Here is a 24,117-nt window from a genome sequence, read left to right as displayed (position 1 = left end):
CTTTTCCCCACACCTCGCGGGCCGATCACCCGTCGAGGCTCCCCGCGAGCTGCGTGCGCCCGTCGATGTGGAGCTTGCGGTAGCAGTTCGTCAGGTGCAGCTCGACGGTGCGCTGCGTGACGAACAGGGCCTGCGCGATGTCGCGGTTCGACAGCCCCCGCGCGGCGAAGCGGGCGACGTCGGCCTCGGACGGCGTGAGGGCCTCCGGCCCGGACTGCCGGTTGCGCCGGGGCCGCCCGCCCGCGGCGACCAGCTCCTGCCGGGCGCGGCGCGCGAGCAGGACCGAGCCGCACGCGTCGGCCAGGTCCAGGCCGCGGCGCAGCACGGCCCGGGCCTCGCGCACCCGGCCGAGACGGTGGTGCGACATCCCCAGGTCGACCACGGCCCGGGCCGCCTCCAGGGCCTTCGGCGAGCGCTCCAGGTCGGCCACGGCCTGCTCGAGCAGCTCGTGCCCGGCCCGGCCGCCCCGCACCACGCCGAGCACCCGCAGCGCCGCCCCGACGTGCCCGTGGGTCCCCCACCGCCGCGCGAGCCGCAGGTGCTCCTCCGCCGCCGCCAGCGCCTCGGCCTCCTCGCCGAGCTCGTGGGCGAGCAACGCCGCGGCCCCCTGCCAGGGCATGGCGGCCGGGTTGACGATGCCGAAGCGGTGCAGGTGCTCGCCCGCGGCCCGCAGGGCGGCCAGCGCGGCCCGCCGCTCGCCCCGGGCGGCGTGCACGCGGGCCCGCCCCTCGAGCACCCAGCTCCACCGCCACGAGTTCTCGCTCGTGGCCGGGAACGGCGCCCACAGCATCGCGGCGGCCTCGTCGACCTCGCCGAGCTCGACGAGCGGGGCGGCCGCGACCGGCGCCAGCATCATGCGCACCTCGTCGTTGAGGCTCGGGCGGCGCAGCTCCGACGCGGTCCGCGCGTCCGCGAGGGCCTCGGGGATCCGCCCGTTGCGGAACGCCGAGGCCGATCGCACCCCGCACACGAAGGCGTAGACCATCGGCCAGTGCCGGGCCCGGGCGAGCTCGAGCACCGCGTCGTAGCGAGGGGCCAGCTCGTCCTCCTGCTCGGCCCACGCCAGGATGGCGAGCACGCCCATCGAGATGGGCTGGAACAGCTCGTGCTGGGCCATCTCGCCGTGCAGCGAGCGCCGGGCCAGGTCGGCGAGCGTGCGGGCGTCGCCCCGCAGTCCGGCGGCCGCGAAGTAGACGTGCACACCGAGCTGCGCACCGCTGCCCGCGCCCGCCCCCAGGGTCCCGGGGTCGGTGGCGTCCAACCACGTCCAGAGCCGGTGGACGTGATCGCGGTGCTCGGAGGAGCAGTAGAGGTGCAGCGCCCGCAGGCGCGCGACCAGCTCGACGTCCTCGGGGCCGTCGACGGCGTCGGCGAGCTCGTCGCGCACCTCGCCCAGCAGCACGGCGAGGCCCGCGGCGTCCTGGCCGCTGAGCAGCGGGACGAGGTGGAGCACGGTGGCGGCCCGCTCACGGGGCGAGTCGATGAGCCCGAGCGCCTCGGCGAGGTGCTCCCGGGCCTCCTCGGGCGAGCGCAGGCGCTCGGCCACCCCGAGGTCGGTGAGCAGGCCGACCCGGGCCCGGCGGGACGTCGGTCCCTCGAGGGCGCTGCGCAGGAACCGCTCGGCCTCGGCGGGCGCCCCCCGGGCCATGGCCCGTCGCCCGGCCCCCGCCAGGGCGTCGACGGTGGCCTCGTCCGGGGGCGGGCCGGCGGCGAGCAGGTGCGCGGCGACCCGGTCGAGCGGACGGGCGAGCGAGTCGAGCACCCGGGCCGCCCGCGCGTGCCCGCGCTCCCGGTCGGCGGCCGACATGCGCTCGACGACCGCCGCCCGCACGAGGGGGTGGCGGCACCGCCACTGCGCCGGGCTCAGCAGGCCCGCGGCGACGAGGGACGCCGCGAGCCGGTCCCGCTCGGCGCCGTCGAGCCCCGCGACCAGGGCCGAGGTCTCCGCGTCCGCGTCCTCGCCGAGCACGGCGACCGCCTCGACGAGCGCCGTCGCCGGCGCGGTCTGGCGGTCCAGGGTGGCGAAGACCCGGTCGTCGAACACCTCCACCGCGCGCGCCCGCACCGCCGCGGCCGGGCCCGCCACGTGCTCGGGTGCTGCGGCCACGCGCTCGAGCAGGTCGACGGTGAGCAGGGGGTTGCCCGCGGCCACCTCGACGCAGGCGTCGACCAGCGCCTCGTCCGGGGTCCCGCCGAGCAGGTCGCCCGCGAGCTCGGCGACCCCGTCGGCGGACAGCGCGGCCGGACGCAGGACGCGGCAGCGGGGGGCCTCGGCGACCTCGGCGAGCACGTCGCTGCCCTCCTCCCCCGTCCGGACCACCACGACGACGAGCACCGGCAGGTCCTCGAGGCGGTGCACGAGGTGGAGCAGCCAGCGGGTGGACGGGTCGTCGGCCCACTGCAGGTCGTCGACGATCAGCACGAGCGGGGCGGAGTCGGAGAGCGCCACCGTGTACCAGTAGAGGCCGTGCACCGCGGCTCCGCCCGACGCCGATCCGCGGTCCTGACCCTCCGGGTCCTCCTCCAGCACCGCCGCGGCGTGGCGGGCGGCCCCGGCGAGCAGCGCCTCGCGGTGTGCGGGGTCCGCCGCCCGCAGGGTCGGGCCGAGCAGGGCACGCGCCACCTCGAACGGCGCCCGGGCCTCCGCCAGCTCCTCGCCGGCGGCGTGCAGCACGACGGCCCCGGCCGCCGCCGCCCGCTCCCGCACCACCGAGAGCAGGCGCGTCTTGCCGACCCCCGGGGGCCCGGCGATCGCCACCACCGCGCTACGGCCCGCCGGGAGCCGGTCCGTGACCTCGTCCAGCACCGCCAGCTCGTGGTCGCGCTCGAGCAGCGGGCCGCCGGGGCCCGTCCCCGCGGGGACGCCGTCGCGCCCGTCCGCCTGCTCGTCGGTCTGCACGTCGTCGGCGTCGACGGGGTCCACCTCCTCGACGCGGTCAGGGACCTCGGACGCCGCCGGCCGCCACCATCGACGTCTCCCCCCGGGTCGGAGGCAGTATCGACAGCGGCGCGACGACCCGGCAAGTGATCACGGACGCGGTGTCCGTAGGGGCAGGACCACCGTGCCAGGCGGCCCCTGCGTCCCGGCGGAGGTTCGGACGAACTGGGACAATCCCCAGTCCCCGCTTCACTAGGGTTCCCGGTGCAGCAGCGGCCGGGTTACACGCACCCCGTGCCCGACGGGCGTTGCCGAGTTCGCCGGACGACCCGTCGGAGGATCACGGATGGTGACGATCGCGGATGTCGCACGCCGGGCGGGGGTCTCCACGGCCACCGTCTCGCACGTCCTGAACAACACGCGCTCGGTCCGCGCGGAGACGCGCGCCGCGGTCCTCGCGGCCGTGGACGAGACGAGCTACACCCCGAACACGGTCGCGCGCTCCCTGGCCACCCGCCGCACGATGACGCTCGGGCTGGTCCTCTCCGCGCTGACGAACCCCTACTTCGGCGACCTGCTCTCGGCGGCCGAGTCCGCGGCGGCGGCCGACGGCTACACCCTGCTCGTCGTGGACCCGCACGAGGACCCGGAGTACGAGCACACGGTCGTCACGCGCCTGCACCACCACCGGGTCGACGGCATCGTCCTCGCGCCGTCGGCGCAGCCCGAGGCCGCGCTGGGCTACCTCGCGCAGCACGAGGTCCCGACGGTGCTGCTCGACCGGTTCGCCGAGGAGGGGCCCGCCGCGGGGCTCGACCAGATCGGCAGCGAGTGCCTCGAGGCCACGGCCACGCTGTGCCGCCACCTCGTGGAGCACGGCCACACGCGCATCGCGCTGGTCGCGGGCCTGCCGGGCCTCTCCACGACCGAGGAGCGCCGCGCCGGGTTCGTCCGCGCGCTCACGGAGGCGGGGATCGAGCGGGACCCCGCCCTGGAGGTCTCCGGGGAGTCGGCGACCGAGCCCGCCCGGGCCGCCATGGCGGCGCTGCTGGCCGCGCCGCGACCGCCGACGGCCGTCGTCGTCGGGAACAACAGCATGACCATCGGGGTCATGCGGGCCGTGCGGGACGCCGGGGTCCGGGTCCCGGCGGACCTCGCGCTGGTCGCCTTCGACGACTTCGCGTGGGCGGACCTGTTCGAACCCCGGCTCACGGTCATGGCCCAGCCCTTCGACCGCATCGCCACCGAGGCCATCCGGCTGCTCCAGCGCCGACGCGCGCGACCGGACGCGACGCCGGAGGCGCTGCGCCTGCCGCCGGCCCTCGTCCTGCGCGCGTCGTGCGGGTGCTCCCCGACCCCGGAGGTCGCCGGCACCCCCGCGACGACCGGGCGCTGGACGTCGTGACGGCTAGGGGGTCGCGGGCGAGCGGCCCTCGACCCGCGCGAGCTCGGCCGCCTCGGCGCGCGCCACCTCCTGGCGGTGCGCGCGCATCAGGAGCAGGCCGATCCCGCTGACGCCGGTGACCACCAGCAGGATCACCGCCACCAGGTAGGGCAGCCAGCCGTTGCTCACCAGCGCGAAGGTCAGCACGTACACGGCGGCGAGCGCGGCCAGCGGGAACGTGAGCCGGAACAGGAAGCGGTTCCGGTCGGTGTCCGGCGGGGGCCACGTGATCCGGCCGGCGAGACGGCCGAGGAGCTCCGCGAGCATGGTGTGACGGTACGCGCATCGACTCCGGCCCCCGGCGTCGGGAAGGCTCCGGGCGATGCGCGCCCGCTTCGACGACCTGCGCGCCGACTCCGCCGTCGCCTTCGACCGTCCCGCCGAGGTCCTGACGGCGGGTCGGGCCGACGAGGTGCCCGACGTCCTCGCCGCCGTCGACGCGGCCACCGCATCGGGCCGCTGGGCCTACGGCTACCTCGCCTACGAGGCCGCGCCGGGTCTCGACCCCGACCTGGTCACCCACCGGCCGGACCCGGACGGCCCGCCCGTGGCCCGGTTCGCGCTGAGCGACGTCCCGCCGCGCCCGGTCCCCGTCGTCGCACCCGGCCCCCCGCCGCCGGCGGCGTGGTCGCTGCGCACCGACGCCGCGACGCACGCGGCCGCCGTCGCGCGGATCCACGACCGCATCGCGGCGGGCGAGACCTACCAGGTCAACCTCACCGGCCGGGTCGACGGCACGGTGCGCGGGGACCCGGCCGACCTCTATCCGGCCCTGGTCCACGCGCAGCGCGGCGCGCACCACGCCCGGCTCGACCTCGGCCGCTGGGTGGTCGCCTCCGCGAGCCCCGAGCTCTTCGTGCGCCGCGACGGCGACACGGTGACGGTGCGGCCGATGAAGGGCACCGCGCCGCGCGGGCGCACGACCGGCGAGGACGCAGCCGCCGCCGCGACCCTGCACGCGAGCGCCAAGGACCGCGCCGAGAACGTCATGATCGTCGACCTGCTCCGCCACGACGTCGCCCGCGTCGGCGACGACGTCCGGGTCACCGACCTCTGCACCCCGGAGCGCTACCCGACCGTCTGGCAGCTGACCAGCGGGATCACCGCCACCGCCCGGCCCGGCACGGGGCTGCTCGCGACGATGCGCGCGCTCTTCCCGTGCGGCTCGGTCACCGGGGCGCCGAAGATCGCGACGATGCGCCTGATCACCGAACTCGAGGACTCCCCGCGCGGGGTGTACTGCGGGGCGATCGGCTGGGTCGGGCCCGGGTCGCGTGCCGAGTTCGCGGTGGCGATCCGCACCGTGGTCGCCGACCGCGCGACCGGACGCGCGGTCTACGGCACCGGCGGCGGCATCACGTGGGACTCCCGCGCCGACGCGGAGTGGGCCGAGCTGCGGGCCAAGGCGACCGTGCTCGGTCACCGACCGGTCGAGGGCCTGCTCGAGACCTTCGCCGTCCGCGACGGACACCCCGTCCGCCTCGAGCGCCACCTCGCACGGCTCGCCGACTCGGCGGCCCACCTCGATCTCGACGACCGCCGCGTGCGGTCCGAGCTCGCCACCCGCCTGCGCGGTGTCCGCGACGCCCGGGTCCGGCTCGTGCTCCCCCGCTCCGGGACGCCGTCTGTCGAGCTGCATCCGCTTCCCGACGCCGGCCGTGGTCCCGTCCGGCTCGCCCCGCCCGACGCGTGCGAGCCGGTCGACCCGACGGCGACCTGGCCGCACCACAAGACCACCGACCGCTCCCCCTACGAGCAGCGGCTGGCCGCGGCGCGCCGGGCGTACCCCGACGCCGACGACGCGATCCTGGTCAACACCGCGGGCGAGCTGACCGAGACCACGACCGCCACGCTCGCCGTGCGGCTCGGCGGCACCTGGTATACCCCGCCGCTCGGGGGCGGCGCCCTGCCGGGGGTGGCCCGTGCCGAGCTCGTCGAACGCGGCGAGCTGGTCGAGCGCACGCTCACCGCCGCCGACCTGGACGAGGCGACCGGGCTCGCCGTCGTGAACAGCCTGCGCGGGTGGCGGCCGGCTCAGACGCTGCGCGGCGCATACATGATGACGGCGACGCCGGCCAGGCAGAGCAGCGCGCCGAGCACGTCGAACCGGTCGGGCCGGTAGCCGTCGAGCACCGTGCCCCACGCCAGCGATCCCGCCACGAACACACCGCCGTACGCGGCGAGCACCCGGCCGAACGTGGCGTCGGGCTGCAGCGTCGCGACGAACCCGTAGGCCGCGAGGGACACGATCCCGACCGCGATCCACACCCACCCGCGGTCCTCCCGGACCCCCTGCCACACCGCCCACGCCCCGCCGATCTCGGTCACGGCGGCGAGCAGGAACAGCAGGACCGACCGGAGCGTCACGCCACGATCATCCGGGACCGCGTCACCTGCCCACGCTTGACCGCGGTCAGGGTCACGACGACGAGCTCGGTCGGCTTCCCGGTCGGTGGTCCGGGGTGGAGCCACGCCAGCTCGCGGTCGTGCGTGAAGGCGAAGACCTCCTCGTCCACCACGCGGAACCGGTCGCCGGTGCGGGAGGTCCGGCGCACGGTGAGGTCCCCGGGCACGACCACCTGCTCGGCGACGAAGCGCTCCACCTCGTCGGCCCCGGTGGCGCCGACGCCGGCCGGCAGGACGTCGAAGGTCGCGTCCTGCGCCAGGAGGTGGGCGACGGGGGCGCCGGCGCGGATCGCCGCGTGCAGGGCGTCGTGCACCCGCTCCACGGCGATCATGAGGTCCTGCACCGCCTTGGTCACGCCTCCCACGGTGCGCGACGCGCGGGTCGGGGGCAACCCGGCCATGACCTGCGAGGTCATCGCGCCGGTGACCGGAGCGGACCACGCTCGTCGTCGTGAACGCATACGCGGTGGGCCTGCTCCACGACATCGACCAGAACGACGAGATCCTCGACTACCTGCGTCGCATCCAGGCGACCCTCGACCCCTACGGCGGGCACTTCCTCGTGCACGGCTCCATGCCGGAGGTGCTCGAGGGCCCCTTCGACGGGGTGGTGGTCCTGATCGGCTTCCCCGATGTCGGGTCGGCGCGGGCCTGGTACGGATCCCCCGGGTACCAGGAACTGCTCCCGCTGCGCACCCGCAACACGCGCAGCATCACGTTCCTGCTCGAGGGCTGCGGGCCGGACCACGACAGCGCCGCGATGGCCGACGAGATCGCGGCGAGCCGGTGAGCACGACCCGGGGCCGCCGGGCGGCCCCGGGACGCCCGGCGCTCACCAGGTGACGGGCAGGGCCTTCACGCCGCCGGTGAGGTGCTGCGTGCGGACGTCGATGTCGTCGAGGTCGACGGCGAGCCGGAGGTCGGGGAGGCGCTCGGCGAGCGTCCGGAAGACCGTCCGCAGCTCGGTGCGGGCGAGGCTCGCGCCGATGCAGAAGTGCCCGCCGTGACCGAAGCCGACGTGGGCGCGCTCCTCGCGCTCGGGGTCGAACGCCTCGGCGTCGGCGAAGGCCTGCGGGTCCCGGTTCGCGGCGTTGACCGAGAGGATGACCGCGTCGCCCTCCTGGATCGTCACGCCGCCCACCTCCACGTCGGTGTGCGCGTAGCGCAGCAGGCCGAGGTCGCCGGGAGCCCCGAGCCGCATGATCTCCTCGACGACCCGGTCGGTGCGCCCCGCCGGGTCCTCGACGAGGTAGCGCCACCGCTCCGGCTGCGTGAGCAGCATGAGCACGCCGAGCCCGATGCGGTTGACGGTGGTCTCGTGGCCGGCGAAGAGCAGGCCGACCGAGAGCCGGATCATCTCGGCGTAGTCGTAGCTCTCGTCCTCCTCCTGGGCGGTGACCAGGTCGGAGATGACGTCCTCGGTACGGTCCGCGCGCTTCTGCTCGGCGAGCCCCGCCATGTAGCGGCCGAACTCCGCCCGGGCCGCCTGGGCGTCGTCGCCGTGGCCGTAGCTCGCCATGCGGTCGGAGAGGTCGCGGAAGTAGCCCGAGTCGTCGTGCGGGACGCCCAGCAGGCGGCAGATCACCGCGACCGGCAGCGGCACCGCCAGCGTCTCGTGGAGGTCGGCGACGCCGTCGGCCTCCTTCGCGGCGACGAGGGTGTCGAGATAACCGTCGACGAGGCCCTGGACGTCCTCACCCATCCGCCGCATCCGCTTGGCGGAGAAGGCGGGCGTGAGCAGGCGACGCATCCGCGTGTGGTCGGCCTCCTCGGTCTCGTAGTTCCCCGAGGGCCCCTCCTGCACGGCGCCGTCGGTGATCCGCGAGGCCTGCTCGGGGTGCGGGTGCGAGCGGCCGAGCCGCTTGTCGCCGAGCAGGTCGCGCACCTCCTCGAAGCGGGTGACCAGCCAGGCCGGGTCGCCCGCGGGCGTCGTCACCGCGGCGACCGGGGCCTCGCGGCGCAGGACCTCGTACAGCGGGGCGAGCTCGAGGATGTTCGGGCGCGCGAACGGCAGCGTCAGGTCCGCGGTCCGGTCGGTGGTGGCAGTCATGAGGACTCCTCGGTGTGACGGCGACATCACCGACCGTACGTCTTTGTGGCAGTCCCTGCCATTAAAAGGTGGGTAAGATGTGCGGATGAGCACAGCTCCCGACGACGGGTCGGCCGGCCGCCGCGGCCGGCCTCCGGTGACCGAGGAGGAGCGCCGGCGGCGACGGCTGGAGATCTCCCGGCAGGCGGTGGCCCTGTTCCGGGAGCACGGCGTCGCCGAGACGACCGGCGAGCAGATCGCCCGCGCGGCCGGGGTCTCCGAGCGCACGCTGTGGCGGCTGTTCCGGACGAAGGAGTCCTGCGTCGAGCCGCTGCTGTCGGTCTCGCTGGACGCGTTCGTGCACGTCCTGCGCTCGTGGCCGGAGTCCGCGGAACTCGGCGAGCACCTGCGCGCGGCCTACGTGATGCCCCCGGAGGACCTGGAGGCGGTGCTCGCTGTCGTGCGGATGTCGCGCGACGAGCCGGGGGTGCGCGCGGTGTGGCTGGTGCTCCACGAGCGGGCCGAGCCGGTGTTCGCGGCCGCGCTCGGGCAGCGGCTCGGCCTGCCCGCGGACGACCTGACGGTCCTCGTGCGCGCGGCGGCCGTGAACGCGGCACTGCGCGTCCTCTCCGACGCCCTCGCGTGGTCGGACGGCGCCGACCCGTCGTCGGGAATGCTCGACGAGCACCGCGACCGCCTGGCCGAGGAGCTCCGCGCCCTGACGGAGCTCCCGGCCCGGCGTCCGTGACGTCGAGCCGCCCGGCTCACCGGGTCAGGCCCGGGCGAGCCCGAGCTTCGCGATCGCGTTGTTCGCCATCTCCCGCTCGCCGATGGCGTTCGGGTGCACCGGGGCGGCGTTGACCGGGACCACCGGCTCGACCCAGCGCACGCCCGGGAGCTGGCAGGCGTCGTGGCCGGTGGAGATCGCCGTGACGTCGAGGTAGGTCACCCCGGTCTTCGCCGCCGCCCGCTTCACGGCGTCGTTGAGCGCGCCCTGGATGCCGTTGAGGTAGGGGACGTCCCCGGCGGCCACCGGCATGATCGGGTAGCAGCCCTTCTCCGCCGGCAGGATGCGCAGGTAGCCCGAGATGGCGACCCGGGCCTTCGGGGCCTTCTTCTTCACGTCCTGCAGCGCCCGGACGATGTTCGGGTAGTTGCTGGTGTTGATCGTGTCGACGAAGCTCGAGCCGTACGTCCGCTGGCACGGGTTACCCTGGCCGGCCGTCGTCAGCGCGGCGGTGGCGCACTTCTGGATCGTCGAGACGAAGACGTTGTTGTCGTTCCCGCCGATCGTCAGCGTGATCAGCTGCGTGTCCGAGGCGATCGCGTCCAGCTGGGGCGGGACCCCGACCGACTGCGACGTCCGGAAGTCCTGCGTGTCCGCCCCGCTGCAGGAGGCGTCGCGGAGCGTCGCACCCGTGTCGGCGGCGATGTCGTGCGCCCAGTTGAGCTGCGACTGGCTGCACGCGGGAGCCGATCCGGGGGCGGCCGGCTGGATGCCCGCACCCGAGCTGTAGCTGTCGCCCAGGTTGACGTAGCGCAGCGGCTGCGCCTGGTTCGCCCAGGCCACCGTCCCCACCAGGAACAGCCCGATCACCGCCGCCGCGGCGACCACGGCCCGACGTGCACCCATGCGATGTCCTCCCCGTGTCACCCGACCGAGCAGGACGGTAGAGGCACCCCCCGACGAGCAGAAGAGCGGGTGCCGACCGGGTCAGGCCGCGGGGACCTCGTCGAGCCACGAGACGACCGTGCTGACGGTCAGGCCGGTCGACCGCGAGAGCGCCTCGCGCAGGAGCCGCGCCTTGCGCTGGTCGGGGAGCTCGGTCAGCGACCGCGCGAGCTCCACCACCCGCACGCGGCCGTCGTCGTCGAGCCCCAGCTCGTCGATGTTCACCAGGGCAGACCACGCCGCCAGGCGAGCCCGCTCGCCCCACACCGTCGCTTCGTGCACGAGCGAGATACTAGAACGCTCAACCGTTCCCACGAAAGTCGGTTGGACACAACCATGTGGTCCGGACCAGTCTCCCCGTGGCCGTGGCCTCCGTGGCCGTGGCCTCCGTGGCCTCCGTGGCAGGAAAGCGTCGTTGCTGGCGTCCAGTGGCAGGTTCGCCGCATCGTCGAGCCGGCCGGACCCGCCGTCGGGAAACCATCGACACGTCAGTGGCACCGGGGCGACCTGAGTGCCCCCGATGCCACGGACGTCGTCCCACCCGGCGCCGAGACGTCACCGGTCAGCCTGCAGCGCCCGGCTCGGACCGATGGGTGACGCCTCGCCGCGCACCCCAGGCCGTGGAACGACGAAGGCCCGGCTCCCTGCACGGGAACCGGGCCTGCCTGCGAGTGGGCGATACTGGGATCGAACCAGTGACCTCTTCGGTGTGAACGAAGCGCTCTCCCCCTGAGCTAATCGCCCGCAGCAGGAAGAAGCCTAACTCACGCCATGATCGGGCTGTGCAGCCAGGTCCAGTGACCGAGGCCCACGAGCCTGGCGACGATCCACAGCGCATCGAGCAGCCACAGCGTCGCCAGCACGATCAGGCCGGTGGCCAGCGCCAACAGGAGCTGCACGAAGGTGTTCTGCCGCTTCACCCACGCCACCCACCGGTCGTAGTACCGGCGCGCGAAGCGCAGGACGCGGCCGGCCCACTCGAACTCGGTGGACAGGATCCCGAGGCCGGTGAACACGATCAGCCACCCCGGGCCCGGGTACGGGATGGCGATCACCCCGAGGATCAGCACGACGGTGCCGAGGAACCCGATGCCGCAGCGCCAGGCGAGGTTCCAGTGCGGCCGGGCGCGCACCGTCATACGGAAGGCCCGCAGGCGGACGCGCAGGCCGTGCAGGCGCCTTCTCGACGGCGGGTCGCTCGGCTCGCCCGGGGCGGTCGTGGTCGGTCGCGCGGAGGTGGTGCCCTGGTCCTGGGTCATCGCCTTCCCTGGCCTCGTCGTCGGTGCGGGCCCGCGGAGGGTCAGCCCGCCAGCTGACCACTCGCGACGACCTGCGTCGGCGTGGCGGGCACCGTCCGACCGGGCTCGTAGGAGACCGCGAACCCGGCGAAGCGGCGATCCGCCAAGGTCGAGGGTACGGAAGCCGTCACGGGCCCCGAACCGGACATGTCGAACGCCTGGAGTCCGACCGGTCGCCCGCCCGCGAGCCCCCACAGCACGTAGGTGTGCGCACCGTCGTTGGCCGGCAGTCCGGTGGCCAGGAACTCGGGACCCCGGCCCCGGTCCACGACGAGCCCCACGAACCCCCCGTCGGCCGACGCCAGCACCGCATGCGGCGTCCCCGGCCGGGCCGCCGCGTCGACGAGCTCCACGACCTGACGGCTCCGGTCGGCCTGGGCGGTCGCCGCGTCCCGTTCCTGGGCGAGGTCGCGGTTGGCGTTCACCAGCCCGCCGATCACGACGACGAGCGCGGCCGCGGCCGCCACCGCCAGCCCGGCCACGAGACGCCGGCGACGACGCAGCGGGACCACGTTCGACGATGCGGCGTCCCTGCCACCGGACGCCGGCAACGACGCTTTCCTGTCATCGGGGAGGCCATCGGGGAGGTCATCGGGGACGTCATCGGGGACCTCGTCGTCCTCCGCCGCCGCGAGGATGCGCGCCCGCAAGGACGGCGGCGGCGACACCTGCTCGACCGCAGTTCCCAGCAGGACGGCGACCTCCTCGGTCCCCGCCACGATGTCCCGGCACTCCGGGCACCCGTCGAGGTGCGCGGTGAACTCCGCGTCCGCCTCGGGGTCCAGGGCATGCAGGGCCCGGGCGACGGCGAGTTCGCGGTGACCACCCGGTGTGGTGCTCATGGGGTCCCCTCCCCTCGCCCGACCTGTCCCTCCAGCATCCCCCGCAGCGTGCGCACCGCGGTGAACATGCGCGATTTCACCGTGCCCAACGGGACGCCGGCGATGCTCGCGACCTCCCGCTGGGTGAAACCCCCGAAGTAGGCGAGGGTCAGCGCCTCGCGCTGTTCGGCGGGGAGGCGTTCCAGCGCGTCCCGCACGTGACCGGCCTCGACCCGGTCCAGCGCGGCCTCGTCGGCGCCCGGGCCCAGCGGGAGGCGGTCCTGGCCGGTCCAGTCGTCACCGTCGTCGATGGGGGGCACCGTGTACTTGCGGCGGGTGGCCTCGCGCCGGACGGCGTCGACCGCGCGGTGGTGGACCATGGTCATCAACCAGGTCGCGACGTTCCCGCGGGTGGGGTCGAACCGGTCCGGGTGCCGCCAGACGTGCAGGAAGACCTCCTGGACCACGTCCTCGGCGAGCGTCTCGTCCACACAGATGCGACGGGCGAGGGAGTAGGCCCGGCGGTCGAAGCGGTCGTAGAACGCCTCGAGCGCCCGAGGGGCCCGCTCGGCCACGGCGCGGAGCAGTGTGGCGTCCGCCACGGCGTCGCCGGACCGACCGTCACGCTCCGCAGTCGCCTCGGATCGCCTCTGCGACGCCTCCGCCACGGGTTCACCTCCTCCTCGTGCCGTCGTGCCCGGGTCCGATGCGGCCCAGGTTAGTGCGGTCGGGTAGTGGCGGGCGCTCGGGCAGGGAGGGTCGACCGTTACGGAGGCGGACCGGGTAAGGGCTCGACCGGGTACTCCTAAGATGTGCTCGGTGCGTGAGCCGGGTGAACCGGCGTCACAGGCTCGGCCGCCGGTCGTTCCCCTCTTCGACAGCAGCGTGCGCGAAAGGCAGCCTTCGAATGCACAACGACCACGTGACGATCCGGTCCACGGCGGTGTTCGACCTCGTCGGTCCGCCGAACCCGCCCGTCCCGGTCCAAGTCGAGCTCCGCTACGACACCCGCGACCCGTACGCCGTGCAGGCGGCGTTCCGCACCGGCCGCGCCGGGTGGGTCGAGTGGGTGTTCTCGCGGGACCTCCTGACCGAGGGACTCATCGACGCGGCGGGGGACGGAGACGTCCGCATCCGCCCCTCCGAGGGCGAGTCGGTGGAGATCGAGCTCTCCTCCCCCTCCGGCCACGCGACGTTCCGGGCCCTCGCCCGGGAGGTCTCGGAGTTCCTCCAGCGGACCCACGAGGTGATCGAGCCGGGCGCCGAGGACGACTGGCTGGACCTCGAGCACGCCCTCGGCCTGCTGCTCTCGACCGACCCCAGCTGATCACCACCCCCCTGATCGGGGGCCGCGCACGATGCAGTAGAGTTCTCATCATCGGCAGGGAGAACTTCCCCGGAACTTTCCCCCGATGACATGCGGACGTAGCGCAGTTGGTAGCGCATCACCTTGCCAAGGTGAGGGTCGCGGGTTCGAGTCCCGTCGTCCGCTCGGGGAGCACAGGCCTCCGAGGATCCCGGCGGAGTGGCCGAGTGGTTTAGGCAAGGGCCTGCAAAGCCCTGTACGCGGGTTCGATTCCCGCCTCCGCCTCGGGCGATTAGCTCAGTGGGAGAGCACTACCTTGACACGGTAGGGGTCACTGGTTCAATCCCAGTATCGCCCACAACAGGCCCTGGTCACGCTTGTGACCAGGGCCTTTGTCGTCCCCGGACCCGCCGTCGTTGGCCTCGCTAACATCTTGCCGTGCTTCCCGACGGCTACGGCGACTTCTTCCTCGCGACGGCGACGGTGGCGGGCGCGCTCATCGGTCTCCTCTTCGTCGCCATCTCGGTCCACCCCGAGGGCGCGAGCCGCTCGGCCCGCAGCACCACCCGACTGCGCGCGATCGCCGCGCTGTCCGCCTTCCTCGACACGCTCGTGCTCTCCCTGCTGGCCCTGCGTCCACGGCCCCAGCTCGGCGACGTGGCGGTCACCCTCGGCGCCCTCGGACTCGTGGCCATGGCGACCCTCCTGATCCTGCTCGCCTCCGACCGCCCCACCCCGGTCGGCCCGCGGATCCGCGGCGTCGTGCTGGTGGTCGGCCAGGCGGTGCTCTACGTCCTGCAGGTGACCGACGGGGTCGCTCTGTCCGCCCGCCCCGACGACGCGGCGGCGGTCGACGGCCTGAGCGTCGTCGTCATCGTCCTGTTCGTACTCGGTATCGGCCGGGCCTGGGAGTTCGCCGGCGCGGACAACCCCGGACTGCTCGGCACCGCCGTCGCCACCGCGACCGGTCGCGGCGTCCGCTCGTCCGCCGAGGACGACCGGTCGGAGGCCACGCCGCACCGCCCCTGAGACCTCGTCCGCCCAGCATCCGTCCGGGGACCCGGCGACCTCGCCGTTGCTGAACCGTGACATCGGCATACGGCGCAACTCGACGCGCCGTCCGGAGGAACCTGCCGCCGTTCGCCGCGTCGGACGAGCCCCTGCCCGGTGTGCGGGCCCGCTCGCTCTCAGCAAACGGGGGTCGTCGGGGAGGCGGTCCCTACCGTTCTGGCTGCGCCGCCGCGGGAAGCCCCCGACTCCCGCGGCGGCACCGCTCCCCCGCGACCGGAGGTACCTCCCCCATGCGCCCCGATGTCCAGCAGGACCCGCGACCGGAGTTCGGCATCCCCGTGCCGCGCGAGGCGCGTCGCTACGACGGCCACCCCGACGGCCCGGGCACCGCTCCGCGCACCGGCAGCTACCCGACCGGCGGCTACGGCCCCGTGTCGGGCCCCCAGCCGGTGAGCCCCTACGGATCCGGCGCCCACGCCGCGATGCCCGCCTCCGGTCCGCAGCCCGTCGCCGGGCGTGGCCCGAGCACCGGCGCCTGGCCCTCCGAGCGCCCCCTGTCGGGCCCGCACTCGTTCCCCCACGACATCCCCGTCCGTGGCGCCTCCGACCCGACCGTCCGCCGGCGCCTGGCCGACGACGTCGAGGCCCGCCCGCGCGACGCGCACCCGAGCGGCCCGCTGCCGACGTCCGGGCACCGTCGCGGCGGTGGCGCCGGGCGGGGTCGACGCGGCCGCTCGGCCCTGCTCGCCCTCGTCGCCGCGGGCGCGGTCGCCGCGGGCGCGGCGGGCTACGTCGCGATCGCCCACTGGGGCACCTCCGACCAGGCGGTCACGACGACGGCGGGTGCGGGTCAGGTCGCACCGACCTCGCTGACCGGTGCGAACCTCGCGACCCGCCAGACGCCGCTCGGCACCGTCGCCACCAGTGACGGGTACACGCTGTACTCGTTCACGAAGGACTCGAACAAGCCCGCGGCGAGCACCTGCACCGGGACGTGCGCCGAGCAGTGGCCGCCGGTCCTCGCCTCCGACGCCGACCCGTGGCTCAAGGGTATCGACGCCAGCCGGGTCGGCACCGTCGACCGGCCCGACGGCACCAAGCAGCTCACCCTCAACGGCTGGCCGCTGTACCGGTTCGCGAAGGACACCGCGCCCGGCGAGACCGCCGGCAACGGCGTCGGCGGCACCTGGCGCGCCGTGGGCCCCGACGGCAAGCCGGTCGCCCCGAACGCCCCCGCCGCGGGCGCGCAGGGGGCCCAGCAGCAGGGGGGCCAGGCGGGCGGCCAGCAGGCCCAGCAGAGCCAGCCCGCCGGTCAGGGCGGCTACTCGGCTCCGGCCGCGGGCGGCTCGACGTCCTACGGTGACAGCGGCGGGTCGTACGGCTACTGAGCTTCACCTGTTCAGCTCAACGACGCGTCACGCTCCGGAATCTACGCTCCGGAGCGTGACGACCGTAGCGCCAGCCGGCACGCTCCGCGCCCTCCGTCTGCTCGCGGCGAACCCGGACGGGCTGGACCTGCGGGACGCGGGCCGTCACCTCGGGCGTCCGGCCGACTCGGCCCGCGCGACGGTCGACGCGCTCGTCGCGGGCGGGTACGTCGAACGGACGCCCACCGGCACCTTCCGGATGCGCCCGGGTCCGGCGCCGGCCCCGTCCGGTCCGGTCGCCCGTGCGGCGGAGGTCCCGACGATGCTGGCCGATGCGGTCACCGAACTGCACCGCCGGACCCGGGCCCGCGCCTACCTCGCGGAGTGGACCGACGACGACCACGTCGACCTGCTCGACGCCCGCGGCCACGAACGGCTCGCGCGCATCCCCGACCTCCCCGCCCGCGTACCCCCGACGATGGCGCACGCGGTCGCGGCCGCGAAGGTGCTGATGGCGTTCTCCTCGGCCCGTCGCACCCGGCTCGAGGGCGCGACGTGGACCCGCTTCACGGCCACCACGATCACCGACCCGATCGCCCTGGACGCCGAGCTCGCCACGGTCCGCCGGGTCGGCTACGCCCTCGACCGCGAGGAGTTCGCGGAGGGCTTCAGCTGCGTCGCCGCGCCGGTGGCCGACCCGGGCGGGCGGGTCGCAGCCTGCCTCGCCGTCTCCATGCCCACCCGCCAGCTCGACACGTGCCGCGCGGCGACGATCCGGGCCGTCACCGACGTCGCCCGCACCGCCCACCGGCTCTGGTACCGCTAGTCCGGCTCCACCGTCACGGGGAACGCGACGCTGCGGGCGATGAAGCACGCCTCGTGCGCCGCGTGGTGGAGCTTCTCCTGGTCGCCGGCCGGACCCGTCGTCGTCACCCGCGGGTGGAGGACCACGGACGCGAAGGACCAGCCGCCGTCGTCGTCGCGGGTCATCCGTCCGACCGGGTGGTCGGTGTAGGCGGTCACGACGACGCCGGCCTCGGCGGCCACGTGCAGGAAGCTCAGCAGGTGGCACTCGGACAGCGCCGCCACCAGCAGTTCCTCCGGGTTCCACCGCGCGGGGTCACCGCGGAAGGAGCGGTCGGCCGAGCCGTCGAGCGTCGGCTTCCCGTCCGCGGCGACGGTGTGGTCGCGGGTGTAGGAGCGGTAGTCGACGGTGCCCGGGTCGTCCGACCAGGACACCGTCAGCCGGTACTCGTGCGCCACCGCTACCGGCCCTCGCGGTCCCGGCGGTCCTCCTCCTCGGTCCGCTCCCGGGCGATCTCGAGCGCGCGGGCCGCGGTGTCCTCGTCGGGGTACGGACCGAGGCGGTCGGCCGCGCGGCAGCCCTCGTAGGGCTCCACCGTGTTGTGCTTCAGGCAGTAGTACCACTCGTTCTCGTGGGCCACGGGCGTCACTCTGCCACGGATGCGCATGGGCTCATGCCCGCGACAGCCGCGCCGTGCCCAGGATCAGTTCGGCGGTCAGCTCCGGGTCGTCGGCCATCGGCACGTGCCCGCATCCCGGCAGGACCACGACCCGGGCGTCGGGCAGCACCCGGCGCAGCCGCCGGATCTGGGCGCGCGGCAGCAGCAGGTCACGCGAACCCCAGCCGACCATCGTCGGCACGTCCGACCGCCGCGGCGCGGTCCAGGTGTCGAGAGCGGCAAGCATCGTCGCGAACCCCTCGCGCGGCCGGGCGAGACCCTGCAGGTCGTCCCCCATCGCCGCGTAGTGGTCACGTCCGGGGTGGGCGACGAGGGCCCCGAGCAGCGCGTACCGGCCCGCGGGCGTCGACAGGACGGAGTCGAGGCGCTCCCGCGACCACGCCTGCAGCACGCTCGACGCACCGCCCAGGAGCGCCTTGGCCCACAGCCGCCCGACCGGCGACCAGAACCCGGCGGGCGAGAGCGCCGTCGCGGAGCGCACCGAGCCCCGCGCCGCCATCTCGAGCCCGATCAGGCCGCCCAGGGAGTTGCCCGCGATGTGCGGACGGTCGATCCCGAGCTCGTCGGCGAGGCCCTCGACCGCCTCGACCAGCGGCCGCGGCGACCCGTCGAAGCCCGGGTCGACGTCGGCGGACTCGCCGTGCCCGGGCAGGTCGATGGCGATCACCTCGTGCTCGCGCTCCAGCAGCGGCAGCACGGGGTCCCAGCCCTGCCGGCGGTGGGTGATGCCGTGGAGCAGGAACAGCGGTTCCCCGGATCCCGTGCGGCTGTGGGCGAGCATGACCGGACCTCCACGACGACGGCGACGATGCCCGACGGACGGTAGCCGGACTACTCCCGGGTGTGGATCACGACCTTGCCCGTGACCCGCCGTTCCGCGAGCTCGCCCACCGCGGCGGCGGCCTCGGCGAGCGGGTAGACGCCGCTGATCGGCGGGGCGAGGCGGCCGGCGGCGATGTCCCCGGTGAGCTCGTCCCACTGGCGGCGCATGTAGCCGGGGTTGTTCCAGGCCCACTCGCCCCAGCCCGCGCCGACCACCTCGGTGTTGCGCAGCAGGAGCCGGTTGACCTTCACCGTCGGGATGTCGCCGCCGGTGAAGCCCACGACGACGAGCCGTCCGCCCCGGGCGAGCGAGCGCAGGGAGTCGGTGAACCGGTCACCGCCGACGGGGTCGACGATCACGTCGACGCCCCGCTTGCCGGTCAGCTCGAGGACCGCGTCCTTGAAGCCGTCCACGAGGACGGCGTGGTCCGCGCCGGCCGCGCGGGCGACCTCGGCCTTCCCCTCGGTGGACACGACGGCGACGACGGTCGCCCCGCGCGCCTTCGCGAACTGGATGCAGGCGATCCCGACGCCGCCGGCGGCCCCGTGGACCAGCACGGTCTCGCCGTCGGCCAGGCGCCCGCGGGTCGCGACCACGAACTCGGCGGTCAGGTAGTTCATCGGCAGCCCGGCGCCGACGTCGAACGACACCGCGTCGGGCAGCGGGAAGGTCTGGTCGACCGGGGCCGCGACGGTCTCGCCGAACCCGCCGACGACGCACAACGCGGCGACCCGGTCGCCGGGCGCGAAGCCCGACCCGTCCGGCGCCGTCCGCACGGTGCCGGCGACCTCGGAGCCCAGCACGAACGGCAGCTCGGGCTTCATCTGGTACTCGCCGCGGGTCTGCAGCAGGTCGGGGAAGACCACGCCCGCGGACTCGACGTCGATGAGGACCTGGTCCGGACCGGCGACCGGCTCGTCGATCTCGACGACCTCGAGCGCCTCCGGACCCTCGAGCTTGCTCACCTGGACTGCGCGCATGGGGCGATCATGCCCCACCCCGGGTCTACAGACCGAGCACGTGCAGGTGCGAGAGCGCGCCCACCACGTAGATGGCGAGCAGCACCAGCAGGGCCAGCCCGCCCCGGATCGCCCCGGGGGTCGCGAGCCAGGCCGACCAGCCGGTGGTGCCCTCGGCCCGGTCGTTCGTGCGCTCCTGCTCGGTCGTGTCGTGCAGCGGAGCCATCCTGTCCTCCTGACGTCGGCGGCCCGGTCGTGGGCGACGGCCGGAGATCATCCGACCGCCGCACTCACGAGTAGGACGTTCGCCGCGCGGAGATCCTCACGGACTCGACCTCATGGAGTACGTCACGATCCCGGTCAGGCGCTGAACTCCGCCGGGCGCTCCCGCGGGGCCTCGGCGAGGGCCTTCCGCACCCCGTCGGCGTCGAGGTCCGTGCCGTAGACCGGCGTACCGGGCTGCTGGCGCCACGACTCCTCGAGGGACCCGGCGTCGACCGGGTCGAAGCCGAGCTCGTCGACGAGGGCCAGCACCGCGTCCTTGGCGGGCCCGTCCGGGCCGGCGACCGGGAGCGCGATCCGGCCGGGCGTGCCCTGCGGGACCCCGCGCTCGAGCAGGTACTTCCACCAGATGCCGTTGAAGACCTTGTACACGTCGACGCCGAGCAGCTCGCTGACCCAGACGCTCTCCGGCGTCCCGTCCTCGAGGGCCTCGATCCGGCCGTCGCGCTGCTGCGGGTAGTAGTTGTTGGTCTCGACGACGGGGGCGCCGGGCTTCGCGGTCGCGACGATCCCCGGCGCGAGGTCCGGGGTGTTCTTCTGCGGGATGCTCACGATGACGAGGTCCGCGTCCTGCGCGGCGTCCTTCGCCCACACCGCGGTGGCGCCCGTCTCCCCGGCCAGGTCCGCCAGGGTCTCCGGGTCGCGGGAGTTGGCCACCCGCACCTCGTGGCCGAGGGCGGTGAGCCGCCGCGTCAGGGTGCCGCCGATGTTGCCCGCTCCGATGATGCCGATCCTCATGCGCGGGGCAACCGCCCTGCCGACGCGGGTGTTCCCGCGTCGGCCGGGGCGGGTCACGAGGTCACGAGGTCACGCGGACCGGAGCATCGCGATCTCGTCCTCCGGGGCCGGCGACCAGGCACCCGTCGGCGGGAGCCCGATCGAGGCCGCGTGCCCGCGGAAGTTCTCCAGCCAGTGCCGCCAGTCGTCGGGGAGCATCGAGAACGGCGCCTCGTGGCCGAGCTCGCGCGCCGCCCACAGCGGCCAGTGCGGGTTGGACAGCGCGGGACGCCCGAGCAGGACGACGTCGGTCAGACCGGCCTCGATCGCCCGGTTCGCGTTCTGCGGCACCCCGAGGTTCCAGGAGCAGACGGTCGGGATGCCGACCTCGCGCTTGATCTGCGACGACCGCTCGAGCATGAAGCCCGGGTCGTTCATCGGGGGCTTGCGCTCCATGTCGTCGGTGTTGAACCCGAGGCTCATGTCGGCGGCGTCGAGCCCGTGGTCGGCCATCCACGCCACCGCCTGCACCGACTCCTCGAACTGGACGCCCTGGGAGTGGAAGTCGTCCGAGCCCAGCCGCATCGTCAGGGGCAGCCGCTCGGGCCACACCTCGCGGACGGCGTCGAGGGCCTCGAGCAGGAAGCGGGCCCGGTTCTCCAGCGACCCGCCGTACTGGTCGTCGCGCCGGTTCGCCAGCGGCGAGAAGAACTCGGCGCCGAGGTAGCCGTGCGCGAAGTGCATCTCCAGCCACTCGTACCCGGCGTCGGCCGCGCGGCGGGCGGCGTCGGCGTAGGAGCGGTGCAGGCTCTTGATCTCGTCGACGGACAGGGCGTGGACGTCGAAGGGGTGGTCCCCGCCGTAGGGGACGTTCGACGGGCCGACGCACTGCCAGCCGCGGTCGTGGTCCGGCGGGAACTGGGCGCCGGGGCCGTACTCGCCGATGCGGTCGTGCGCGGCGACCTCGCTGCCCTTGCGGCCGGTGTGCCCGAGCTGGATGCCCGCGACGCCGCCCTGCCGCTTGATGATCGCGGTGACCCGGGCGTGGCCCTCGACCTGGTCGTCGTCCCAGATGCCCGCGCAGTCGACGGTGGTCCGTCCCTCGGGCACGATCGCGACCTGCTCGGGGAAGATCAGCCCGAAGCCCCCCGCGGCGCGGGCCCCCAGGTACATCACGTGATAGTCGTTCATCTTCCCGCTGCGGTCCTCGCACGCGTGCTGCGTCATCGGGGACATCCCGATGCGGTTGCGCAGCGTCACGCCCTTGAGGGTGAACGAGCTGAAGAGGTCGGCCACGGTGAGCCTTTCGAGGTCGGAGGAGGTACTCATCGTTAATGTTGTGCGCAACCGTTTCCACTGGCGCTCGCTCCTGTTGCGAACGTGTGTCCCTCCGTGGACCCGCGGTCACCCGCCCCGCGACGGCCACACTGCTGACGTGGCCGAGGACCGCGAGACGCTCCGCGCGACCTTCGACGAGGACCCGCACCGGTACGACCGGGCGCGTCCGACCTACCCGGCGGCGGTGTTCGACGAGATCGACCGGCGGGTGGCGACGACGGCTCCACGGACGCTGGAGATCGGCTGCGGCACCGGGCAGGCCACCATCGATCTCGCGCGCCGTGGTCACCGGGTCGTCGCGGTCGAACTCGGGCCTGCCCTCGCCGAGCTCGCCCGGAGCCGACTCGCCGGCTTCCCGCAGGTCGAGGTGGTGACCGCCGACGTCGAGCGGTGGGAGCCGGAGGTGGCCGGGTTCGACGTCGTCGTGTGCGCCACGGCCTTCCACTGGCTCGATCCGGACACGCGGCTCGCCCGCGCCGCACGCCTGCTCCGGCCGGGCGGGGTGCTGGCACTCGTGCAGACCATCGCCGTCGCAGGTCCGTCCGACGCCTTCTTCGCGGGCGCCCAGACCTGCTACGAGCGGTGGGACCCGGACACCCCGCCCGGCCTGCGACTCCCCCGCGCGGAGGACCTGCCTGCGGCCAGCGCCTACGGCATCGAGGACGCCGAGGACTTCCACAGCGCGGAGATGCGGCGGTTCCGCGTCGACCACCACTACGACCCCGAGCAGTACCTGGACCTGATCGGCACGTTCTCGAACCACCGTGCGCTGCCCGCGTGGCGCCGCGACGGCCTCTTCGCCTGCCTGCGTGAGCGTCTCCGCGCCCAGCCGGGCGGCCCGGTCGTCCGCTCCGTCGCCGTCGAGCTCGCGACGGCGTTCAGCCGCGATCGACGAGCTGCCAGGGTCGGTTGTGTCTGAGGGTGCGGGTGGGGTCGAGCCAGGCCGGTGGCCGGAACCAGGGCAGGTGATCGACCATGATCACGTCCCAGCCGCTGTGGTGGACCAGGTCGTGGTGATACCGACACAGGCACACCAGGTTGTCCGGCTCGGTTTCGCCGTCATGGGCCCAATGGACGATGTGGTGGATCTGGGCGGTGCGGGCGCGGCGGCGGCAGCCGGGGAACGCGCAGTGCCGATCCCGGAGGGTGACCGCGCGTCCGGTGGCGGTGGGGATCGCCCGGGTCTTGCGGCCGACGTCGAGGACCTCGCCCTTCGAGCCGAGGACGATCGGGATGACGTCGGCGTCGCACGCCAACCGGCGCGCGGTCTCGGGGCGGATGAAGGTGGAGTCGCCCAGTAGTGCGAGTGCGGTGCTGGTGTCGGTGAGTTGTTGGCGCAGCGTCTGGTAGTTCAGGGTGACGGTGAGGGTGACCCGTTCCCGCCCGGGCAGGGTCATGCCCGTGAGGTCCGGCGGGGTCCACGGCCGGTGCGGCGGTGGACCGCCGGGCGGTCCGGTGTCGCCGCGCTCGCCGGTGTCGTCGGTGTCGTCGGTGTCGTCGGTGTCGTCGGTGTCGTCGGTGTCGACAAACTCGTCGGGCGCCTCGGGGTCGGTGGCCTCGTCCTCGGTGGCCTCGTCCTCGGTGGCCTCGCGGTCGGCGGCCTCGTCGTTCGCAGCGGCGCCGTTGCCGGGCAGGGGCTCCTCGACGTCGACGTCGGTGTCGCTGCGGCTGGTGTGGTGGTCGTCGAGGTCCGGGAGCGGCATCGAGGCGGTGGGGCTGCCCGGGGCCTGCTCCTCCTCGATGTGGTCGAGCCCAGCGCGGTGCGAGGCCGAGATCAGGTCGAGCATCCCGGAGGCCTGGCGGGCGGGTTTGGTGTCGCGGGCCTCGTCCCGCAACACCTGCCCGGGCTCGACGTCGGGGTCGGTCACCGCCGCCGAGGCCGGCGGCGGGGTGGCGGCGCGGATCGCGTCGTCGAACAACGCCGCCGCCGCGGGGTCGCGCAGCACCAGCTTCGCGTGCAGGTTCCCGTTGCGCCGCGTCGCGTAGTGCAACTCGTTCCCCGCCGGATCGTCGTCCTTCGGGGCGGCCCCGTCCGGGTCGAGCCGATCCGCGATCACCCGGGCCGCCGCATACAACCGCTTCGGGGAATGCGTCGCCGCCAAAGCGGCGAGCTGCTCCTCAGCCATCGTGAGTACGGCGTCGTCCAACCCGGACATGTCTGTGCTCAGGACATCGAGGACAGTTGATGTCTCAGCACATCGCGGACACTGAGCAGGCCCGCTGGGTGGGTTGGTCACGGTGGTGACCAGCCTGCTCGGCTGTGGGCAGGACAGGGTTCGAGA

Annotated in this window: 27 protein-coding genes and 4 tRNA genes; 12 read left to right on the top strand and 19 right to left on the bottom strand. The window is 74.4% G+C overall.

The genetic code is table 11. The annotated features are described in order from the left end of the window. Positions 1-25: 25 nt before the first annotated feature. Positions 26-2,923 carry an ATP-binding protein gene (locus QSK00_RS13725; RefSeq protein WP_285591554.1) on the bottom strand — a complete coding sequence of 966 codons (2,898 nt, stop codon included), beginning with the start codon at positions 2,921-2,923 and terminating at the stop codon, positions 26-28. Positions 2,924-3,224: 301 nt separating this feature from the next. On the opposite strand from QSK00_RS13725, the gene QSK00_RS13720 reads away from it, so the two are divergent. Then, positions 3,225-4,283, top strand: coding sequence for a LacI family DNA-binding transcriptional regulator (locus QSK00_RS13720; protein WP_285591552.1), 1,059 nt, complete (start codon positions 3,225-3,227; stop codon positions 4,281-4,283). Positions 4,284-4,286: 3 nt separating this feature from the next. On the opposite strand, the gene QSK00_RS13715 is transcribed toward QSK00_RS13720, so the two are convergent. Further along, positions 4,287-4,589, bottom strand: a complete 303-nt coding sequence (locus QSK00_RS13715; RefSeq protein WP_285591550.1) for a hypothetical protein — start codon at positions 4,587-4,589, stop codon at positions 4,287-4,289. Between the two features lie 55 nt (positions 4,590-4,644). Here QSK00_RS13715 and QSK00_RS13710 point away from each other — a divergent pair, with 55 nt between their 5' ends. Next, positions 4,645-6,444, top strand: a complete 1,800-nt coding sequence (locus QSK00_RS13710) for a chorismate-binding protein (protein ID WP_285591548.1) — start codon at positions 4,645-4,647, stop codon at positions 6,442-6,444. Here the strand turns inward: QSK00_RS13710 and QSK00_RS13705 are convergent. Together QSK00_RS13705 and QSK00_RS13700 are read right to left on the bottom strand one after the other, a co-directional pair. Further along, positions 6,357-6,689 carry a YnfA family protein gene (locus QSK00_RS13705; RefSeq protein WP_285591546.1) on the bottom strand — a complete coding sequence of 111 codons (333 nt, stop codon included), beginning with the start codon at positions 6,687-6,689 and terminating at the stop codon, positions 6,357-6,359. The two genes, QSK00_RS13710 and QSK00_RS13705, sit on opposite strands and share 88 nt — an antisense overlap. Then, positions 6,686-7,084, bottom strand: a complete 399-nt coding sequence (locus QSK00_RS13700) for a hypothetical protein (protein ID WP_285591544.1) — start codon at positions 7,082-7,084, stop codon at positions 6,686-6,688. The genes QSK00_RS13705 and QSK00_RS13700 overlap by 4 nt, the downstream gene beginning before the upstream one ends. Before the next feature lie 95 nt (positions 7,085-7,179). Here QSK00_RS13700 and QSK00_RS13695 point away from each other — a divergent pair, with 95 nt between their 5' ends. After that, positions 7,180-7,518 carry a DUF1330 domain-containing protein gene (locus QSK00_RS13695; RefSeq protein ID WP_285591542.1) on the top strand — a complete coding sequence of 113 codons (339 nt, stop codon included), beginning with the start codon at positions 7,180-7,182 and terminating at the stop codon, positions 7,516-7,518. A 42-nt stretch (positions 7,519-7,560) separates the two neighbouring features. Here QSK00_RS13695 and QSK00_RS13690 read toward each other — a convergent pair whose 3' ends face one another. Next, positions 7,561-8,778, bottom strand: a complete 1,218-nt coding sequence (locus QSK00_RS13690; RefSeq protein ID WP_285591541.1) for a cytochrome P450 — start codon at positions 8,776-8,778, stop codon at positions 7,561-7,563. A gap of 85 nt (positions 8,779-8,863) precedes the next feature. Between QSK00_RS13690 and QSK00_RS13685 the strand changes: the two genes are divergently transcribed. Further along, positions 8,864-9,505, top strand: coding sequence for a TetR/AcrR family transcriptional regulator (locus QSK00_RS13685; RefSeq protein WP_285591539.1), 642 nt, complete (start codon positions 8,864-8,866; stop codon positions 9,503-9,505). Positions 9,506-9,529: 24 nt separating this feature from the next. Here QSK00_RS13685 and QSK00_RS13680 read toward each other — a convergent pair whose 3' ends face one another. The 6 genes from QSK00_RS13680 to QSK00_RS13655 form a co-directional block, all read right to left on the bottom strand. Beyond that, entirely contained in the window at positions 9,530-10,390 is an 861-nt protein-coding gene (locus QSK00_RS13680; RefSeq protein ID WP_285591536.1) for an SGNH/GDSL hydrolase family protein, read from the bottom strand. Positions 10,391-10,471: 81 nt separating this feature from the next. Continuing rightward, positions 10,472-10,711, bottom strand: coding sequence for a hypothetical protein (locus QSK00_RS13675; RefSeq protein ID WP_285591534.1), 240 nt, complete (start codon positions 10,709-10,711; stop codon positions 10,472-10,474). Between the two features lie 390 nt (positions 10,712-11,101). Further along, a tRNA-Val gene (locus QSK00_RS13670) sits at positions 11,102-11,173 on the bottom strand. A 20-nt stretch (positions 11,174-11,193) separates the two neighbouring features. After that, entirely contained in the window at positions 11,194-11,688 is a 495-nt protein-coding gene (locus tag QSK00_RS13665; protein ID WP_285591531.1) for a TIGR02611 family protein, read from the bottom strand. A gap of 41 nt (positions 11,689-11,729) precedes the next feature. Further along, the gene (locus tag QSK00_RS13660; RefSeq protein ID WP_285591529.1) at positions 11,730-12,569 is read right to left on the bottom strand and encodes an anti-sigma factor domain-containing protein; all 840 of its coding nucleotides are present in this window, start codon (positions 12,567-12,569) and stop codon (positions 11,730-11,732) included. Continuing rightward, on the bottom strand, positions 12,566-13,150 hold the full coding sequence (locus QSK00_RS13655) for an RNA polymerase sigma factor (protein WP_285591527.1): 585 nt from the start codon (positions 13,148-13,150) through the stop codon (positions 12,566-12,568). The genes QSK00_RS13660 and QSK00_RS13655 overlap by 4 nt, the downstream gene beginning before the upstream one ends. A gap of 305 nt (positions 13,151-13,455) precedes the next feature. Between QSK00_RS13655 and QSK00_RS13650 the strand changes: the two genes are divergently transcribed. The 7 genes from QSK00_RS13650 to QSK00_RS13620 all read left to right on the top strand — a co-directional run bounded on the left by QSK00_RS13650 (position 13,456) and on the right by QSK00_RS13620 (position 17,058). Further along, a complete protein-coding gene (locus QSK00_RS13650; protein WP_285591526.1) occupies positions 13,456-13,875 on the top strand; it encodes an SsgA family sporulation/cell division regulator in 420 nt (139 codons plus the stop codon). A gap of 92 nt (positions 13,876-13,967) precedes the next feature. Then, positions 13,968-14,040 (top strand) — tRNA-Gly (locus QSK00_RS13645). A 27-nt stretch (positions 14,041-14,067) separates the two neighbouring features. Beyond that, positions 14,068-14,139 (top strand) — tRNA-Cys (locus QSK00_RS13640). A 1-nt stretch (position 14,140) separates the two neighbouring features. After that, positions 14,141-14,212, top strand: a tRNA-Val gene (locus QSK00_RS13635). 80 nt (positions 14,213-14,292) lie between these two features. Continuing rightward, entirely contained in the window at positions 14,293-14,883 is a 591-nt protein-coding gene (locus QSK00_RS13630) for a hypothetical protein (RefSeq protein WP_285591525.1), read from the top strand. Between the two features lie 272 nt (positions 14,884-15,155). Beyond that, positions 15,156-16,253 (top strand): COG4315 family predicted lipoprotein, encoded by a 1,098-nt coding sequence (locus tag QSK00_RS13625; protein ID WP_285591523.1) that lies wholly within the window; start codon positions 15,156-15,158, stop codon positions 16,251-16,253. Between the two features lie 55 nt (positions 16,254-16,308). Continuing rightward, the gene (locus QSK00_RS13620; RefSeq protein ID WP_285591521.1) at positions 16,309-17,058 is read left to right on the top strand and encodes an IclR family transcriptional regulator; all 750 of its coding nucleotides are present in this window, start codon (positions 16,309-16,311) and stop codon (positions 17,056-17,058) included. Here the strand turns inward: QSK00_RS13620 and QSK00_RS13615 are convergent. The 7 genes from QSK00_RS13615 to QSK00_RS13585 all read right to left on the bottom strand — a co-directional run bounded on the left by QSK00_RS13615 (position 17,055) and on the right by QSK00_RS13585 (position 21,826). After that, on the bottom strand, positions 17,055-17,495 hold the full coding sequence (locus QSK00_RS13615) for an OsmC family protein (RefSeq protein ID WP_285591519.1): 441 nt from the start codon (positions 17,493-17,495) through the stop codon (positions 17,055-17,057). The two genes, QSK00_RS13620 and QSK00_RS13615, sit on opposite strands and share 4 nt — an antisense overlap. A gap of 2 nt (positions 17,496-17,497) precedes the next feature. Beyond that, positions 17,498-17,677 carry a hypothetical protein gene (locus tag QSK00_RS13610; protein WP_285591517.1) on the bottom strand — a complete coding sequence of 60 codons (180 nt, stop codon included), beginning with the start codon at positions 17,675-17,677 and terminating at the stop codon, positions 17,498-17,500. A gap of 31 nt (positions 17,678-17,708) precedes the next feature. Continuing rightward, the gene (locus QSK00_RS13605) at positions 17,709-18,497 is read right to left on the bottom strand and encodes an alpha/beta fold hydrolase (protein WP_285591514.1); all 789 of its coding nucleotides are present in this window, start codon (positions 18,495-18,497) and stop codon (positions 17,709-17,711) included. Between the two features lie 50 nt (positions 18,498-18,547). Then, positions 18,548-19,519, bottom strand: a complete 972-nt coding sequence (locus tag QSK00_RS13600; RefSeq protein WP_285591512.1) for an NADPH:quinone oxidoreductase family protein — start codon at positions 19,517-19,519, stop codon at positions 18,548-18,550. Positions 19,520-19,544: 25 nt separating this feature from the next. Continuing rightward, positions 19,545-19,724, bottom strand: coding sequence for a hypothetical protein (locus QSK00_RS13595; protein ID WP_285591510.1), 180 nt, complete (start codon positions 19,722-19,724; stop codon positions 19,545-19,547). 134 nt (positions 19,725-19,858) lie between these two features. Further along, positions 19,859-20,518 (bottom strand): NADPH-dependent F420 reductase, encoded by a 660-nt coding sequence (locus tag QSK00_RS13590; protein ID WP_285591508.1) that lies wholly within the window; start codon positions 20,516-20,518, stop codon positions 19,859-19,861. Positions 20,519-20,587: 69 nt separating this feature from the next. Next, entirely contained in the window at positions 20,588-21,826 is a 1,239-nt protein-coding gene (locus QSK00_RS13585) for an oxidoreductase (RefSeq protein ID WP_285591503.1), read from the bottom strand. A gap of 106 nt (positions 21,827-21,932) precedes the next feature. Here QSK00_RS13585 and QSK00_RS13580 point away from each other — a divergent pair, with 106 nt between their 5' ends. Next, complete coding sequence (locus QSK00_RS13580) at positions 21,933-22,754, top strand: class I SAM-dependent methyltransferase (RefSeq protein ID WP_285591501.1); 822 nt, start codon at positions 21,933-21,935, stop codon at positions 22,752-22,754. Here QSK00_RS13580 and QSK00_RS13575 read toward each other — a convergent pair. Beyond that, positions 22,714-23,961, bottom strand: coding sequence for an HNH endonuclease signature motif containing protein (locus QSK00_RS13575; protein WP_285591499.1), 1,248 nt, complete (start codon positions 23,959-23,961; stop codon positions 22,714-22,716). The two genes, QSK00_RS13580 and QSK00_RS13575, sit on opposite strands and share 41 nt — an antisense overlap. Positions 23,962-24,117: the final 156 nt, after the last annotated feature.

It is taken from the genome of Actinomycetospora sp. NBRC 106378, assembly GCF_030269685.1.
In the GTDB taxonomy this organism is placed as follows: domain Bacteria; phylum Actinomycetota; class Actinomycetes; order Mycobacteriales; family Pseudonocardiaceae; genus Actinomycetospora.
This window is presented reverse-complemented; position numbering and strand designations above follow the sequence as displayed.